General features: G+C 73.5%; 11 protein-coding genes. 2 read left to right on the top strand and 9 right to left on the bottom strand.

Features of this window, described 5'->3' with window-relative positions; translation table 11 throughout:
• Nucleotides 1-209: 209 nt before the first annotated feature.
• The 7 genes from ADK60_RS47045 to ADK60_RS28630 form a co-directional block, all read right to left on the bottom strand.
• Nucleotides 210-2,582: a Dyp-type peroxidase gene (locus ADK60_RS47045; protein ID WP_053649764.1), complete on the bottom strand. Its 2,373-nt coding sequence runs from the start codon at nt 2,580-2,582 to the stop codon at nt 210-212.
• A 26-nt stretch (nt 2,583-2,608) separates the two neighbouring features.
• A complete protein-coding gene (locus tag ADK60_RS28655; RefSeq protein ID WP_234371307.1) occupies nt 2,609-4,525 on the bottom strand; it encodes a galactose oxidase early set domain-containing protein in 1,917 nt (638 codons plus the stop codon).
• Nucleotides 4,526-4,798: 273 nt separating this feature from the next.
• Complete coding sequence (locus ADK60_RS28650) at nt 4,799-6,061, bottom strand: acyltransferase family protein (RefSeq protein WP_053649762.1); 1,263 nt, start codon at nt 6,059-6,061, stop codon at nt 4,799-4,801.
• An 88-nt stretch (nt 6,062-6,149) separates the two neighbouring features.
• Nucleotides 6,150-7,286: an alpha/beta hydrolase gene (locus ADK60_RS28645; protein WP_079008749.1), complete on the bottom strand. Its 1,137-nt coding sequence runs from the start codon at nt 7,284-7,286 to the stop codon at nt 6,150-6,152.
• Nucleotides 7,287-7,444: 158 nt separating this feature from the next.
• A complete protein-coding gene (locus tag ADK60_RS28640; protein WP_030395846.1) occupies nt 7,445-8,119 on the bottom strand; it encodes a response regulator in 675 nt (224 codons plus the stop codon).
• Nucleotides 8,116-9,507 carry a sensor histidine kinase gene (locus ADK60_RS28635; protein WP_063783284.1) on the bottom strand — a complete coding sequence of 464 codons (1,392 nt, stop codon included), beginning with the start codon at nt 9,505-9,507 and terminating at the stop codon, nt 8,116-8,118. Before ADK60_RS28635 ends, ADK60_RS28640 begins: the two co-directional genes overlap by 4 nt.
• 93 nt (nt 9,508-9,600) lie before the next feature.
• The gene (locus tag ADK60_RS28630) at nt 9,601-10,266 is read right to left on the bottom strand and encodes a TetR family transcriptional regulator (protein ID WP_045938522.1); all 666 of its coding nucleotides are present in this window, start codon (nt 10,264-10,266) and stop codon (nt 9,601-9,603) included.
• A 215-nt stretch (nt 10,267-10,481) separates the two neighbouring features.
• Here ADK60_RS28630 and ADK60_RS28625 point away from each other — a divergent pair, with 215 nt between their 5' ends.
• Nucleotides 10,482-12,086 carry an MFS transporter gene (locus tag ADK60_RS28625; protein ID WP_053649760.1) on the top strand — a complete coding sequence of 535 codons (1,605 nt, stop codon included), beginning with the start codon at nt 10,482-10,484 and terminating at the stop codon, nt 12,084-12,086.
• Nucleotides 12,087-12,183: 97 nt separating this feature from the next.
• Here ADK60_RS28625 and ADK60_RS28620 read toward each other — a convergent pair whose 3' ends face one another.
• Together ADK60_RS28620 and aceE are read right to left on the bottom strand one after the other, a co-directional pair.
• Nucleotides 12,184-12,951, bottom strand: a complete 768-nt coding sequence (locus ADK60_RS28620) for a hypothetical protein (protein WP_159400628.1) — start codon at nt 12,949-12,951, stop codon at nt 12,184-12,186.
• Nucleotides 12,952-13,103: 152 nt separating this feature from the next.
• Nucleotides 13,104-15,854: a pyruvate dehydrogenase (acetyl-transferring), homodimeric type gene (aceE, locus tag ADK60_RS28615; protein WP_045938524.1), complete on the bottom strand. Its 2,751-nt coding sequence runs from the start codon at nt 15,852-15,854 to the stop codon at nt 13,104-13,106.
• A 516-nt stretch (nt 15,855-16,370) separates the two neighbouring features.
• On the opposite strand from aceE, the gene ADK60_RS28610 reads away from it, so the two are divergent.
• Complete coding sequence (locus tag ADK60_RS28610; protein ID WP_030395852.1) at nt 16,371-16,808, top strand: DUF3052 domain-containing protein; 438 nt, start codon at nt 16,371-16,373, stop codon at nt 16,806-16,808.
• Nucleotides 16,809-16,936: the final 128 nt, after the last annotated feature.

The following is a 16,936-nucleotide window of genomic DNA, read 5'->3' as shown; positions in this document are numbered from 1 at the left end:
AACTTCCAGCGCAAGCCTAGGGGCCCGGAGGAGTGCTGGGCCCGCCTTAAACTGTGGGATGGGTCACATGAACGCGGGGTGTCCTCCGGGCGTTTCGTTCGTTCGCGGGGGAACGGGTCGCCGCCGAAGGCTCCGCCCCCGCGGCCGGAGGGCGACGGGGGCGGAGGTGTGCGAGCGGGCCGGGGCGGTTCCGGCCCGGCCCGGGCGGGTCAGCCCAGTGAGTTCCAGGCGGAGCACGAGCGCGAGCCGCTGACCAGGCGGTCCGGGTGGCCGCTGCCGTCGGCCACCGAGATCCGGCGGTAGCTGTCGCCGTGGAAGACCCAGTACTCGCTCCTGCCGCCGGTCCGCTGGCAGTCCGGGACGGGCAGGAAGCAGTTCACCGCGTCGACGCCGTTCAGCGAGCCCCACTGGGACAGCCCCCGGTCGGTGCGCTCCAGGACGTCGGTGTGGGCGGCGCCGTCGGCGATCGAGATCAGCCGGTACTGCTGGCGGCCGCCGGTGGTGTGGAAGCACCAGTACCAGCTCTTGCCGCCCACCCGCTGCTGGTCGGGGACGGGCAGGAAGCAGTCCACCCGGCCGACGCCGTTGAGCGAGTTCCAGGCGGTGAGGTCGCGGTCGGGGCGTTCCAGGGCGCCGGTGTGGCCGCTGCCGCAGGTGATCGAGACGGCCCGGTACTGCTGGCGGCCGCCGGTGCTGTGGAAGGCCCAGTACCAGCTCTTGCCGCCGGGGTTCTGCAGGTCGGGCATGGGCAGCAGGCAGTCGAGCCGGTCGATGCCCCGGAAGCAGGAGTGCTCGCCCAGCGCGGTGTCGCCCTTGACCACCTGGTCGGTGTGGGCGGTGCCGTCGGCGACCGAGATCTTCCGGTAGCGGTCGCCGTGGCCGACCCAGAACTGGGTCCGGCCGCCGCGCCGCCACTGGTCGGGGACGGCCAGGAAGTCGTCGCACGGGTACGCCGGGCCGCCCGGGGCGGTGGTCTGCCCGCTCTGCTGGGTCTGCGTCTGGGTCTGCCCGTCGTTCTGCCCGCTCTGGCCGTTCTGGCTGCTCTGCCCGTTCTGGCCGTTCTGGCCGTTCTGACCGGAGCCGGTGAGCCGCCCGTCGGCGAGGGCCCGCAGGGTGCTGAGGGAGGGCATGAAGGCGTACACCGAGCCGGTGGTCCGGACGAACTGGGCGAAGCTCAGCGCGGTGTGCTTGACCGTGCCGTCCGACTCCCGGCTCTCGAAGTCGACGTCGTCGGCCGCGAGGACGACCGGGTCCTTGCCGGGCTCCGGGTTGCGGCCGGGCGGGAAGTCCGACTGGTCCATCCAGTCGGCCTGGATGAACTCGAACTGCCGCTGGATGTCCGCCTGGTAGGAGATGAACAGCAGGCCGCGCGGGTCGTCGGGCCCGCCCGGGCCCTCCGAGGCCGGGTCGAACGGCGCCCCGTAGGGCGTGCCGCGGCGCATGATCCGGCGGCCGTCGAGGGCCTTGGCGTCGAACGGCGGGCGGCTGGGGTCCGGGGCCTGGAGGCCGGCCCGCGGGCTGGTCTTGCGCAGGTGCGACCAGAGCGGGGTGACCAGGCCCTCCAGGTCGTCCCGGAAGTCGAAGTCGTTGTCCGCCGCGGCCGCCGGGTTGTTGGGGACGTCCCGGTCCTGGAAGTGGCAGACCGGGGCGCCGGAGCGCCAGCGGCCGACCATCCGGGCGGCCAGCCACTCGGTGGTCGCCCCGTCCGGGACGGCCTTGGCGAGCCTGAGCTCCTTCAGCTTCACCGCGACCTGCGACCACCAGCCGGGGACGTCCTGGGCGAGGCGGCGGACCACCTGGAAGGAGCCGTTGCGGGCCCAGTCCGGGTACTGGTCCCTGGGGAAGCTGTTGGGGTCGTTGTCCAGGCCGCAGACGAACTCGCCGGCCGGGACGATCCGGGTGCCCGGGTGGCCCTCGACCTCCTCCGGCCGGTTCGGGTCGGGCCGGTCGAAGCCCCGGACGCCGGGCTCGCTGATGCCGTCCTTGAAGCCGAAGTGCTCCTTGCCCCGGCGACTGCCCAGCAGGGTCTGGGCGTTCTGCTGGTAGACGATCAGCACCCGGCACTCGGCGGCGGCGATGCGCTGGGCCTCGACGGCGGCCTGGAGGTCCTTCTCGGTGTCCGCCGAGAGCTTCAGCACGGCGTGCACCGGCTGGCCCTTCCCGTTGCCGAACAGCCAGCTCTCCGGCGAGTTGTCGCCGGTGTCGCCGAGCGCGCCGGCCCGCTTGGCCGAGCCCTCCTTGAACGCCTCCAGGCCGCTGCCGACCGGCGGGGCCTGCGGGAACGGGTCGGCGGTGGAGAGCATCCGCATGCCCTCGTAGGTGAAGCTGATGCCCAGCCAGGTCGCGGTGAGGGTCTTGGGGTCGTCGCCGCCGGAGGTCCTGCGGGCCCGGCTGAAGGCATCGTTGAACGCGGCGACCTCACGGGTGGTGGAGATCTGCGGGGTGAGCTGCCGGAGCCAGTCGCGGGCCCGGGCGGCGTCCTCGAACTTGAGGAACAGGACGCTGACGTTGTCCTTCTTGAAGCCGGCCAGGATGTCGCCCTGGATCTCGTCGCTCTCGCGAAGGTTCGGATCCGTTGCCATCGGGTGGGGGTCCTTTCGGGGTGGGGTCAGGCGGTGGGGCCGAGCTGGACCCACTTGGCGACGGAGGGCACGCCCTGGTCGTTGAGCAGGAAGAGCATGTACCAGCCGGGCGGCGCGGCCTTGGCGTCCGGCGGGGCCTGGAACTCCAGTCGGTTGCCGGCCCGGCTGGTGAGCCGCAGGTCGATGTGGCGCTGGCTGGTGTTCACCGAGTGGGTCGAGGTGGTCGGCGAGAGCAGGACGGCCTTGGCGGCCTGGCCCGGGGTGCCGGTGGTGACCTGGAAGTTCTTGTCGTAGCCGATGGGGCCGGTCGGGGCCCGGTCGAGCAGCGGCCGGTTGCCCTGGTGGAGGTAGGCCGGCTCGTAGATCTCGATGGTGCCGTCCATGGTGACCGGGCCGGTGGTGCCGGGGACGCCGCTCACCGTGCCGTTGACGTCCGGGTTGTTGGCGAGCTGCTGGAGTTCGTCGCCGGTGACCATGACGCGGCCGTCGGGCAGCACCACGGCGTTGGAGTGGTAGCCGCGCGGCAGCCGCTGGACCGGGCCGAGCTGCCAGTTCCCCTGGTCGTCGCGGAGTTCGACCTGGCGGTACTTGAGGTCGGCGTTCGGGTTGTACGGGCCGTTGCCGTAGTCGCGGATGTCGTACGCGCCGTTGACCGTCATCAGTCGGCCGTTGGGCAGCAGCAGGGTGTCGTCCTGGGTGCGGCCGAAGGCGCGGGGCTTCTCGGCGGTCCAGGCGCCGTTGGAGAAGCGCAGGGTGCTCGGGTTGTCCCGGTCGCCGCCGAGGACCAGGGCGGAGTCCGGGCCGTTGACGCCGCCGGGCAGCGGTACGGCCGAGCCGTAGTTGCGCTTGCGCCCGTCCGGGCGGGCGGTCAGGTCGGAGCGGGACTCGGTGACCGGGTCGAACTTCCACTGCTCGGAGGCCTGGCGGCCGAAGGCGTAGACGTTGCCGTCGTTGAGCGAGAACAGGTGCGGGTAGTCCAGGGTGAACGGGGCGTCGGCCTTGAACCGGTCGACCGGGGTGTTCTTCGGGGTGTCGGTCTTGAGCGAGGGCACCGGGTGGCCCTTGGCGGGGAAGCGCTCGACGACCGGGGTGGGGGTGCCCCAACCGAGTTCGGACTGGCCGGACATGATCAGCTGCCGGCCGTCCGCGCCGGTCACCACCGAGGGGTACCAGCGGCCGACGGACATGTCGGGGTTGCGGGTCCAGGTCTCGGTCCACGGGTCGAAGATCAGCGAGAGCTTGGCACCGGTGCCGCCGTTGCCGCCGAGGTTGCCGCCGAAGACGCCGAGCATGCCGTTGGGCAGGAAGGAGTGGCCGGCGCAGAAGAACGGCGCGGGACGCGGCTGGTTCAGGCCGTCCGGCATGTCGACCACCGGCGGGGTGACCTGCTTGAAGGCGTTCTTGCCGTACCCCTGGGCCGGGTCCCAGAGGAAGGCCCGGCCGGCGTTCTCCTTCCCGGTGGTCTGGGTGGGGGCGGGCTCCTTCTCCGGGTTGGTCTCGATCCGCTCGAAGGAGAACAGCAGCACCTTGCCGGTGGGCAGCAGGGCGATGTGGTCGCCGAAGTCCGGGGAGGGGAAGTACTGGTTGAACGACCCGAAGGTCTCCGGGGCGAAGCCCTTGTTGTGGGTGGTCTGGGACTCCGTCAGCGCGTGCAGCCGGTTGGTGCGGGTGGTCTGGGGGTAGTCGCCGATGCCGCGGACGGCGGCGCGCAGCCGGGCGTGCTCCTCGGCGTGTTCCTGGCCGAGTGCGGCGACCTCGTCGTCGCGCAGCTCGGCGAGCACCCGGGGGTCGGCGACCTTCGGGGCGGTGGCGGTCGGGTCGTCGGTGGTGCCGTGGCCGCCGGGGCCGTGGGCGGCGGCGGGGCCGGCGGTCAGCGCGCAGACCACGGCGGTGGCGAGGACGGCCGCGATGCGTCGGCCGGGCCGTGGCGGGGACAGGGACATGGAACTCCTCGGACGGGCAGGACCGCCCGGCGCGGGACGGCCGGGCGGGAACGGGGGATCGGGCCGGCGAGGGCGGTGCTCGATCGCCGACAGTCACAGGCCATCACGGTCCGTGGTGGTTCGCATGCGGAGTCACTGCGTTCGGCGGCGGCCGGACCAGCAAGCGGGTGAGCCGGTGGCGGGGGTTCCGGACGCGCCGGAACGTCGACGGGCGCGGACCGTCCGGTCCGCGCCCGCCGTACCGCTCCGCCGCGCCCCCGCCGGCCCGGCCGCTCAGACCACGCCGAGGGCGTACGCGGCGAAGAACGCCGCCGCCGCGCCGGCCGCCGCCTTGGCCGGCCGGGAGAGCGCCGTCCACGGGCCGTCGAACCGGCGGGTGAACCACCCGATCCCGATCAGCACCGCGCCGAACAGCGGCAGCAGCGCCAGTCGCAGCGCCACCCAGCCGAGCGAGTCCGGCGCCACCGTCAGCCCGGGCACCGCGCCGAAGGCGGCCGCGCCCGGCACCGCGACGGCGAGCATCGCGCTCTGGTGCCAGCAGAAGATCGTCATCGCGGAGAGGTTGACCGCCACCACCGGCAGCCACAGCAGCGGACGACCGGACAGCAGCCGGCCGAGCCGGTCGCGCAGCAGCACCGCCGCGCCGCACTGGACCGAGGCCAGCGCCAGGACCAGCAGCGACGGCGGGTGCGAGTTGGTCCGGGCGGCACCGGGCACCCCGACCATCGACGCCGGGTAGTGGAAGACCAGCAGCAGCGTCACGAACAGCGCCCCGCCGCCGGCCAGCAGCAGCCGCGCCGTCGGACGGCCCAGCCGGCCCTCGGCCCAGAGCACGCCCAGCTGGTAGCCGAACAGCCACCCCGGCAGGATGTTCAGCAGCCCGACCCAGGACGGCACCGACTCCGCCCACGGCCCGTACCGCAGCAGGTCGACGACGGCGACCGCGGCGATCAGCAGGGCCGCCGACCAGCCGCCCAGTCGGCGGGCGGCGGCCGCGCAGAGCGGGGTGAGCGCGGTCAGCCCGAGGTAGACCCCGATGTACCAGAGCGGCTGCACCACCAGCGTCGAACCGGTCCGGACGGTGTCGGCGGGCACGCCGAGGCGCGGCAGCAGCGGGATCAGCAGCGCCCAGACGGCGGTCACCCCGAGCACCGGACGGAGCAGCCGCACCGCCCGGCCGCGCAGCCAGCCGGCGTGACCGGTGCCGCGGGCCTCGGCCCGGGCCAGCGAGCGGACCGCGGAGTGGCCGCCGACCAGGAAGAACACCCCGAGCAGTTGCAGCCCCCAGCTGGCCGGGGCGAAGAAGCCGAGCGCGGGGGAGGACAGCGGGCTGGCGTTGTGCAGGGCGCCGTCGGCGGAGCGGGTGAAGCCGCCGAGCAGCCAGTGGCCGACCGGGACGGCGAGCAGGGCGAGGGCGCGCAGGCCGTCCAGCGCGCGGTCGCGGCTCGCGGGGGTGCGGGCGTCCACCTGGCGGGCGGCGCGGCGCAGGGGGGCGAGCAGGGGAGTGGGCAGGGGAGTGGGCAGGGAACCGGGCATGACGAGGTCTCCGTTCGCGGGGTGCGGCGCGGCGGTCGGGGAGAGCGGAAGGAAGGGGCTCAGCGGCCGAGGGCTCAGAGCTGAGGGCTCAGCGGCCGAGGGCGAGGTCGGCGAACGCGGCCAGCGAGGCTGTGCCCGGGGCGAAGTAGCCGCTGTGGCCGTGCGAGCCGGTGGACGGCAGCGGCCGGGCGCCGAAGGCCGGGTCGGTCGGGTCGGCGCCGTGGCCGAGGCCGAACAGCCGGACGAACGGCACCCTGCCGATCCAGTCGGAGTCGTTGCGTGCGGTGGCCCAGAGCGGGACGCGCGGGTCGAGTTCGGCGGTCGAGCCGACGCCGAGGCCGGGCGAGCCGAGCACCACCACACCGGAGGCCAGGTCCGGGCCCGGCTTGGCCAGCCCGCAGACCACCGAGCCGTAGCTGTGGCAGAACACCGTGGGCGGGGCGTCCGGGCGGGTGCTGACGGCGAGTCCGTCCAGCAGCCGGGTCAGCCTCCCGGCGCCGGCCCGGGCCAGTTGCTCGGTGGCGGCGTCCGGGCCCAGGCCGAGCGGGGTGGTGTAGCCGGCCCAGGCGATCACCGCGGTCCGTCCGCCGGTCGCCCCGTACAGGGCGCGGGCCATTCCGACCGGGGTGCCGTAGGGGTCGCCGGCCCGGTCGAAGGTGCGCAGGTCGATGTCGGAGCCGGGGACGACCACCGCGACCCGTCCGGCGGTGGCGAGCTCGCCGAACACCTCGGCGACCAGGCCCCGGCCGCGCGGGTCGAAGGCCAGGAACCGGCGCGGACCGCCGGGCACCGCCCCGTCGAGCAGGGCGCGGTAGCGCTCCGCGTGCTCCCGGGCGGTGGCGTGGTCCTGCGGGGTGAGTGCCGGGTCGACGGCCCGGGCCGCGGCGCGGTCGCGTTCGGCGGCGATCGCCCGGGCGTTGGCCCGCAGCCGCAGCTCGACGGGTGCGCCGTCCAGGTTGCCGACCACCAGCGGGTGGCGGACGGCCAGCGCCTCCCGGGTGGCGGGCGGCAGCCGGGCGAAGAAGGCGGCCACCTCGGCGGGCCGGGCGGTGGCTGGGTCGGGCAGCGGCAGGCCGAGGGTGGTGTCGGCGACCCACGCGGCGCTGCCGGGCGGCGGTCCGGTCACCGCCCGCTCGCCGCCGGCGGCCCAGCCGCCCACGCCCAGCGCCGCGACCAGTGCCAGCGCGGCGGCGACCGCCGTGCGTCGGATTCGCTGCTTCCCCATGTCCGTTCCCTCCCGGGCCGTTCGGCTTCGACAGGAGGGGACGGTAGGAACGAGGTGGCCCCGCGGACGTCACACCGCGGGGCCAACTCCCGGGTGCTACCCGGGTATCAGGAGGTTCTCCCCCGGGGGAGAACCCCACCGGGGGCCGGAGGCGGGCGTCATTGCCCGGGCGTCACCAGGCCGGACTCGTAGGCGAGCACCACCGCCTGGGCACGGTCGCGCAGGTCCAGTTTGGCCAGGATCCGGCCGATGTGGGTCTTCACGGTCTGCTCGGCGAGGACCAGCCCGGCGGCGATCTCCTGGTTGGACAGGCCGCGGGCGATCAGCTCCAGCACCTCGGTCTCACGCGGCGTCAGGCCGTTGAGCCGCAGCTTCGGGTCCCGGCGCCGGGCCGGCCGGGTGCGGGCGAAGTCCTCGATCAGCCGACGGGTCACCGAGGGCGCGAGCAGCGCCTCGCCGGCCGCCACCACCCGGACGGCGGCGATGAGGTCGGCCGGTGGCGCGTCCTTGAGCAGGAAGCCGCTGGCGCCGGCCCGCAGCGCCTCGTAGACGTAGTCGTCGACGTCGAAGGTGGTGAGCATCAGCACCTTGGGGCGGTGGGCGCCGGGCACGGCCGGGTCGAGCAGCCGCCGGGCGGCCTCCAGGCCGTCCATGACCGGCATCCGGACGTCCATCAGTACGACGTCCGGGTGGGTGCGGCCGGTCACCTCCAGGGCCTGCGCGCCGTCCGCCGCGTCCCCCACCACGTCGATGTCGCTCTGCGCGCCCAGCAGGGCGGCGAATCCGGCCCGTACCATCGCCTGGTCGTCGACGATGATCACGCGGATGGTCATACGGTGCTCTCCCCCGGGGCGTTCCACGGTTCGGCCGGCGTCCCGTCCGGATCGGGGGACGCGGTGCCGCTCGGCCGGCTGTCCTGCGACCGAGTATCCGTCAGGCCGGTGACGGGCAGGACGGCGGCCACCCGGAAGCCGCCGTCCGCCAGCGGGCCGGTGTCCAGCCGCCCGCCCAGCAGCCGGACGCGTTCCCGCATGCCGACCAGCCCGTGGCCGGTGCCCTCGGCCGAGCCCTCCAGCGATCCGGTGCGCTCGGGCGGGGCCGCGTTGACCACGGTGACCAGCAGGGACTCCCCGGTGGCGGTCAGCGAGACCCAGGCCCTGGCGCCCGGGGCGTGCCGGACCACATTGGCCAGCGCCTCCTGGACGATCCGGTGGACGGAGAGGCCGACGGCCGGGGGCAGCGCGTCGTCCGTCAGCTCCGGGTCGAGGGCGAGTTCGGCGGCCACCCCGGCCCGGCGCACCGTGTCGACGAGCTGGGCCAGCTGGCCGATCCCCGGCTGGGGCGCCGTCTCGGCGCCGGAGTCCTCGCTGCGCAGCACGCCGAGCAGCCGCCGCATCTCGGTCAGCGACTCCCGGGCCGTCCCGGCGATCGCGGTGAACTCCTCCGCCGCCTCGTCCGGGACCCCGGCGATCCGGTACGGCGCGCTGGCCGCCTGCACCGCGATCACCGACATGTGGTGGGCGACCACGTCGTGCAGCTCGCGGGCGATCCGGGCGCGCTCCTCCAGCAGGGTGCGCCGCTCGCGCTCGGCCTCGCTGATGTGCTCCTGCTCCGCGAGCCGCCGGGCGGCCTCGGCGCGCTCGCGCAGCGCCCCGCCGAGCACCAGGACGGCGCCGGTCAGGGCGGTGGCGAGCAGGTTGTCGTCCGCGCCGAACCGGTCGGTGAAGCCCAGCGGGGACATCGCCAGGCCGGCCGCCGCGGTCGTCAGCCAGACCGCGACCAGGGTCCGCCGGGGCTCGCGCAGGGCCAGCGGCAGCATCAGGAGGAGGTAGCCGACCAGCACCGGCGGCGGCCACGGCCAGGGGCCGGTGGGGCCGGTGCCGACGAAGAGGACCGCCAGCGCGGTCAGCAGGCCGGCGCCGGCGGTCATCCACCAGGCGGGCAGCGGCCGGGTCGGGGCGAGCAGCAGCGGCACCGTCTGGGCGACCGAGAGGGCGGCGGCCAGGCCGACGGAGATCCCGTAGTCGCTGCTGAGCACGTTGATCCCGGTGGGCAGCAGCGAGGCGATCGCGGCCACGGCGGCGAGATACGGGAGGCGGCGGACCCAGCGGCGCGGGGACTGGCCCAGCAGCGGGGCGTGGTCCGCGGAGGGGCGGGTCAGCGGGGCGAGCAGCGCGCGCACCGGACCGGCCGGGGCGGGCCCGGCGAACGGCTTGATCATCCGGTCAGCCTAGGGCGGGCGGGGTCGGCGGGCGTCCCCCCGGGGTGCCGGGTCCCCCGTAGTACCCCGGTAGGGGGTGGGCGGGCCGGTGGCTCAGGAGCGCCAGTCGCCGACCAGGGCCGGGCCGAGCTGGTCCAGATGGCGGTCGATCAGCGCGATCATGCCCTCCGGTCCGACGTCCTCCTGGTCGGAGGTCCAGGACAGGTGGGCGGCGCGCAGCACGGCGCCGAACGCGGCCGCGAGGACGGCGGGCCGCAGGTCCTCGGCCGGGTCGAGGCCCTCGCGCTCGGCGAGCACCCGGATCACCACGCGCTCCTGCTCGGCGACCCGGCGCAGGTGGGCGGCGAGCAGGGTGGGGGTGTCCTCGATCATCCGGATGAGCTCCAGTGCGGCGTTCACCGAGCACGGTCCGGTGGGGTGGGCGGAGCCGCGCTCGCGCCAGGAGCCGACGATCGCGGCCCGCAGCGCCCGCAGCGGGCCCTCCTCGGCGGGGCGGGCCCGCAGCAGCTCGATGAAGTGGTCCTCGGCCTCGGCGAGGACGGCGAGGGCGACCTCGTCCTTGTTGGCGAAGTAGCGGAAGAAGGTGCGCTGCGAGACGTCGACCGCGGAGGCGATCTCGTCGACGGTGGTGCTGGCGAACCCCTGCCCGAGGAAGAGCCGGTGCGCGGCCTCGATGAGGGCGTCCCGGGTGCGCTGCTTCTTCCGCGCGCGCAGCCCGGGCTCCGGGGCGGCGGCGGGAGGAGCGGACTGAGCGGCCATGGCGGGCGCCTTCCGGAGGGTGATCGGGCTGGTGTTCCGGAGGCTACTGTAGCCCTCTGACAAATGGCAGGCGGTGGCAGAAGGCAGTGTTTGCCGAATGTCAGCTGCTGACATAATCTGCCGGAGTGGCGCCCGTCGGGCCGGGTACTCGTGGGGACGGGTGGGCCGGGGCGCCACGACCATGTCCGTGCGCAGTCAGCCCCGGAGGGCCCCAGATGAGTCAGTCCCTCACCAAGAGCGCCACGGCGGACACACCGCCGTCCGGCACTTCGCCGGGTGGGAGGAGCCTCCAGGGACACCCCTGGCTGACCCTGCTCACCGTCGCCGTCGGCGTGATGATGGTCGCCCTGGACGGCACGATCGTCGCCATCGCCAACCCGGTGATCCAGGCCGACCTCAACGCCGCGCCCTCCGAGATCCAGTGGGTGACCAGCGGCTACCTGCTGGCCCTCGCGGTCTTCCTGATCACGGCCGGCAAGATCGGCGACCGGTTCGGCCACAAGAGCACCTTCCTGGTCGGCGCGGTCGGCTTCGCCGCCACCTCGGCCGCGATCGGCTTCGCCGGCAACATCCAGACCGTGATCGCCTGCCGCGTGCTCCAGGGCCTGTTCGGCGCGCTGCTCCAGCCGGCCGCGCTCGGCCTGCTGCGCGGGGCCTTCCCGGCCGAGAAGCTCAACATGGCGATCGGCATCTGGGGCGGGGTGATCGGCGCCTCCACCGCGGCCGGCCCGATCGTCGGCGGCCTGCTGGTCGAGCACGTCAGCTGGGAGTCGGTGTTCTTCATCAACATCCCGGTCGGCCTGCTGGCGCTGGGCCTCGGCCTGTGGATCCTCAAGGACGTGCGGGCCGAGAACGCCGCCAGGTCCTTCGACGTCCCGGGCATCGTGCTGCTCTCGGTGGCGATGTTCGCGCTGGTCTTCGGCATCATCAAGGCCCCCGAGTGGGGCTGGGGCGACACCAGGACGGTGCTGTTCCTGGGCGGCGCGGTGGTGCTGATGGTGCTCTTCGCGCTCTGGCAGGGCAAGGCCCGCGAGCCGCTGATCCCGCTCGGCCTGTTCCGCTCGGTGCCGCTGTCGGCGGGCGTCCTGCTGATGGTCCTGATGGCCTTCTCGTTCTTCGGCGCGATCTTCTTCGTGACCTTCTACCTGCAGAACGTGCACGGTATGACGCCGGTCCAGGCGGGCGTCCACCTGCTGCCGATGACCGGCATGATGATCATCGGCTCGCCGGTGGCCGGCATCGCGATCGGCAAGCTGGGCCCGCGCGTCCCGATCGTGGCCGGCATGCTGATCACCACCGTCGCGATGTTCGGCATGTCCACCCTGGACTCCGGCTCGGGCAACGGCGTGATGGCGCTCTGGTTCGTACTGATGGGCCTGGGCATCAGCCCGGTCATGGTCGGCGCCACCGAGGTCATCGTCGGCAACGCGCCGATGGAGCTGTCCGGTGTCGCCGGCGGCCTCCAGCAGTCGGCGATGCAGGTCGGCGGCAGTCTCGGCACCGCCGTGCTGGGCGCGCTGATGGCCGCCAAGGTCACCGACGTGCTGCCCGGCAACTGGGCCGGCGCGGGCCTGCCCCCGGTCGAGCCGGGCCAGGCCGAGGGCCTCAACCAGGCCGCCCAGCTCGGCATCGCCCCGCCCGCCCCGGCCGGTACCCCGCAGCAGGTGGTCGACGCGATGGCCGGCGCCGTCCACGACTCCTTCGTCAGCGGGATGTCGCTGGCCTTCGCGGTCGCCTCGGTGGTCGCCTTCGCCGCCGCCGTGCTCGGACTGCTGACCCGCCGCGGCACCACCGAGGCCGGTCCCGCCGTCCACATCTGAGCAGCCCCCTGCCCCCGCCGGGCCCCGGCCCCGGACCGTTCCCGCGGTCCGGGGCCGGTGTGCTTCCGCGGCCCCGAGGGGTCGCGGCGACGCGGCGTCAGGAGGTGGGGCAGTCCAGCGAGGGGTCGGTCTCGGCGGCGGTCCAGCAGGCCTCGGCCCGCTGCCAGTACTCCTCCTCGGAGAGGGTGGCGGACGGGCTCGGTGCGGGCAGCACCTGGCTGGGGCCGAAGTGGCCGCCGCCGCTCCCGCTCCCGCCACCGGCCGGCGGGGCGGTCGGGGTCCGGGTCGGGCCGGGGGCCGTGGTCGCGGCCCCGGCGTCGCCGGTCCCGCCGGTCCCGGCGGTCGGCGGGACGGCCGGTGCGGTCGGCCCGGTGGACGGCGCGGGCTGCGGCGCGGTGGGCGGAGGTGTCGACCCGGTCCGGTCCGGGGCCGGTGCCGACGGCGGGGCCGACGCGGGCGGGCCGGGGCTGCCCGCCGGGACCTCGGCGGCGACCAGCCCGAGGGCCGGCGGCCGGACCGGGGCGCCGGGAGCAACGGGGAGGCCGGGCGCGGTGGGGGCGGACGCGGCCGGCTCGGCGGGCCCGTCCGGGGCGTTCGGGGCGTTCGGCGGCGCGGACGGTCCGGGCGCCTCGGGACCCGCCGGTCCTTCCGGCCCGGCGGACTCGGCCGGTCCGGGCACGGTTCGCGGCGCCGTCGGCACCGGCACCGGCACCAGTTCGACCACGGCCCGGTCCGAGGGGGCCGGCAGGGCCACCGACGGCCCGCCGATCTCCTCCGGAGCGGGCAGCAGCTGGGACAGCAGGGCGCCGGTCGTCACCCCGACCAGCACCGCCAGGGGAAAGGCCCCCGTCCTCGGTGTGCGCACGGTACCCGGCCCCCTCCCCACGCCCCCTCGGGACACCTTAAGGGTGACTCTCGGGAAGGTTAAGAGGCAGCCGGAGCGCTCCGGGGAACGGCGAAGGGCCGGTCCCCCCGCACACGGCGGGGGGACCGGCCCTCAGGGGATCAGCGGGGCGCTCAGGCCTCGCCGCCCGCGGCGCCCGGGTCGGCCGCCGCCACGTCGAGCAGCTGGTAGCGGTCGATCGCGTCCTTCAGCGCGCTGCGGTCGATCTTGCCCTGCTTGGCGAGCTCGGTGAGCACGCTCAGCACGACCGACTGCGCGTCGATGTGGAAGAAGCGACGGGCCGCACCGCGGGTGTCGGCGAAGCCGAAGCCGTCGGCACCCAGCGACTGGTACTGGCCCGGCACCCAGCGCGAGATCTGGTCCGGCACCGCGCGCATCCAGTCGGACACGGCGACGAACGGGCCCTCGGCGCCCTGGAGCTTGCTGGTCACGTACGGGACGCGCTGCTGCTCCTCGGGGTGCAGCAGGTTGAACTCCTCGGCCTCCACCGCGTCGCGGCGCAGCTCGTTCCAGGAGGTCGCGGACCAGACGTCGGCCTTGACGTTCCACTCCTCGGCCAGGATCCGCTGGGCCTCCAGGGCCCACGGCACGGCCACGCCGGAGGCGAGGATCTGGGCCGGGATCTGGCCGGCGGTGCCGGGGGCGTACCGGTGCAGACCCTTGAGGATGCCCTCGACGTCCACGTTCTCCGGCTCGGCCGGCATCTTGATCGGCTCGTTGTAGACGGTCATGTAGTAGAACACGTCCTCGCCGTGCGGGTGCTCGGCGCTGGAGCCGTACATCCGGCGCAGGCCGTCCTGCACGATGTGCGCGATCTCGAAGCCGTACGCCGGGTCGTACGCGACGACGCCGGGGTTGGTCGAGGCCAGCAGGTGCGAGTGGCCGTCGGCGTGCTGCAGGCCCTCACCGGTCAGCGTGGTGCGGCCGGCGGTGGCGCCGATCACGAAGCCGCGGGCCAGCTGGTCGGCCATCTGCCAGAACTGGTCGCCGGTGCGCTGGAACCCGAACATCGAGTAGAAGACGTAGACCGGGATCAGCGGCTCGCCGTGGGTGGCGTAGGACGAGCCGGCGGCGATCAGCGAGGCGGTACAACCCGCCTCGGAGATGCCGTCGTGCAGCATCTGGCCGGTCGGCGACTCCTTGTAGGCCAGCAGCAGGTCGCGGTCGACCGACTCGTAGGTCTGGCCCAGCGGGTTGTAGATCTTCGCCGACGGGAACAGCGAGTCCATGCCGAAGGTGCGGTACTCGTCGGGCGCGATCGGCACGAAGCGGTTGCCGATGCCCTTGTCCCGCATGAGGTCCTTGAGCACCCGGACGAACGCCATGGTGGTGGCGATGGTCTGGTTGCCGGAGCCCTTCTTGACCGCCTTGTAGGCGTCGTCGCCCGGGAGCTCCAGCTGCCGCGGCCGCACCTTGCGGGTCGGCACGTAGCCGCCCAGCTCCTTGCGGCGGTCGTGCATGTACTGGATCTCCTCCGAGTCCTTGCCCGGGTGGTAGTAGGGCGGGTAGCCCTCGTCCAGCTGCTTGTCGGTGATCGGCAGGTGCAGCCGGTCACGGAAGCGCTTGAGGTCCTCGACCGTCAGCTTCTTCATCTGGTGGGTCGCGTTGCGGCCCTCGAAGTTGGGGCCGAGCGTCCAGCCCTTGACCGTCTGGGCCAGGATGACCGTCGGCTGGCCCTTGTGCTCGCGGGCCGCCTTGTACGCCGCGTAGACCTTGGCGTGGTCGTGGCCGCCGCGGCCCAGGTGCTGGATCTGCTGGTCGGTCATGTTCTCGACCATCTTGCGCAGCCGCAGGTCGCCGCCGAAGAAGTTGTCCCGGATGTACGCGCCGGACTCGGTGGCGTAGGTCTGGAACTGGCCGTCCACCGTGGTGTTCAGCTTGTTCACCAGGACGCCGTCGCGGTCCTGGGCGAGCAGCGGGTCCCAGCTGCGGTCCCAGACCAGCTTGATGACGTTCCAGCCGGCGCCGCGGAACTGCGACTCCAGCTCCTGGATGATCTTGCCGTTGCCACGGACCGGGCCGTCGAGGCGCTGCAGGTTGCAGTTGACCACGAAGGTGAGGTTGTCCAGGCCCTCGCGGGCGGCCAGCGACAGCTGGCCGAGCGACTCGGGCTCGTCCATCTCGCCGTCGCCCAGGAAGGCGTAGACGTGCGAGTCGGAGGTGTCCTTGATGCCGCGGTGCTCCAGGTAGCGGTTCATCCGGGCCTGGTAGATCGCGCCGAGCGGGCCGAGGCCCATCGAGACGGTCGGGAACTCCCAGAAGTCCGGCATCAGCCGCGGGTGCGGGTAGCTGGAGAGGCCGTAGGGGGCCTTCGACTTCTCCTGGCGGAAGGCGTCGAGCTGCTGCTCGGTGAGCCGGTCCAGCAGGAAGGCACGGGCGTAGATGCCGGGGGAGGCGTGACCCTGGAAGAAGATCTGGTCGCCGGACTCGCCCTCGGCGTCCTTGCCCCGGAAGAAGTAGTTGAAGCCGACGTCGTAGAGCGACGCGGAGGAGGCGAAGGTGGCGATGTGCCCACCAACCCCGATACCCGGGCGCTGCGCCCGGGAGACCATCACCGCGGCGTTCCAGCGGGTCGCGTTCAGGATCTTGCGCTCGATCTCCTCGTTGCCGGGGAAGAACGGCTCGTCCTTGGTGGCGATGGTGTTGACGTAGTCCGTGCTGCGCATCTCGGGCACGGCGACACGCTTCTCGCGGGCGCGCTCGATCAGCCGCAGCATCAGGTAACGGGCACGCTCACGCCCCCGCTCGTCGATTGCCGCATCGAGCGACTCCAGCCATTCCGCGGTCTCCTCGGGATCGAAGTCCGGGACCTGACTCGGAAGGCCGCCAATGATGATCGGGTTGCGATCGGATCCGGAAGCCACGCTGTTCCTTCACTGTCGGTCGAAACTGAGGTGTGTCGCGCCGCCTCCATCGTGCTACCGCGCTCGGAGATCCGTCATCTCTACCGATCGGTAACCGTTCCGCCCAACAGAAGGAACGGTCTGGCGATGTGCGGTTCGGACAGCGTCGTCCGTGCCGCACACCCCCGGGTGTTACGAACAGAGGTGGTCCGACCTGGTTTCCCGCCCGTCCGATGGCGGACGGCCGGGGTGAGGGCCAACAGGAGACTCTACGCCCGCGCACGCGCGGACCCGAATGCTGTTCGCATCTCGGGCGTGCGTACGGCCTGTGGACCGGGACCTCCCGAAGCATCCTTGTCTTGTGCAGAGAAGGGCAAATCGGTGTGATTCCCGACACGTCGCCCGGCGTGTTCCCGTGCGACACGTCAACCTTTGGAGGGGATCGGGGGTCGGGTACTTGCGCGAACCGCCGCGCCCGTGTGGACTACGGCCACAGCCTCGGCATGGACGCCGGGCCGAATACTGGAGGTTATTCCCGTGAGCGCGACCGCGGACCCCGCGGACAAGTCCAACCCGGCAGCCCGTCTCGGCTTCGACGAGGGCCAGATCATCCAGGAGCTGGGGTACGACGAAGACAGTGACCAGGACCTCCGCGAGGGCATCGAGGAGATCACCGGGACGGATCTTGTCGACGAGGACTACGACGACGTCGCAGACGCCGTCCTGCTGTGGCACCGCGACGACGACGGAGACCTCACCGACTCCCTCGTCGACGCCCTGGAATACCTGGCGGAGGGCGGCCTGATCTGGCTGCTGACGCCCAAGACCGGACGTGACGGCCACATCGAGGCCTCGGACATCGCCGATGCCGCGAAGACCGCGGGCCTCTCCCAGACCAGCTCGATCGCGATCGCCAAGGACTGGGCCGCGACCCGCCTGGCGACCAAGTCGACGGCCAAGCCGGCCAAGCGCTGAGTCCTGCCCGACGGCCGCACCGGGCCCCGCCGGAGTCCTTCCTCCGGCGGGGCCCGGTCCGTTTCCCCGGACGGCCGTCCGGGGGTGCTTCGGGGGGCGCCCGGACCCGGACGGCCGAACCGTTCGCC

This window comes from Streptomyces sp. XY431 (assembly GCF_001279805.1).
GTDB lineage: Bacteria > Actinomycetota > Actinomycetes > Streptomycetales > Streptomycetaceae > Kitasatospora > Kitasatospora purpeofusca.
Note: the sequence above shows the minus strand (reverse complement) of the source record. Positions and strands in the feature narration are given on the sequence as shown.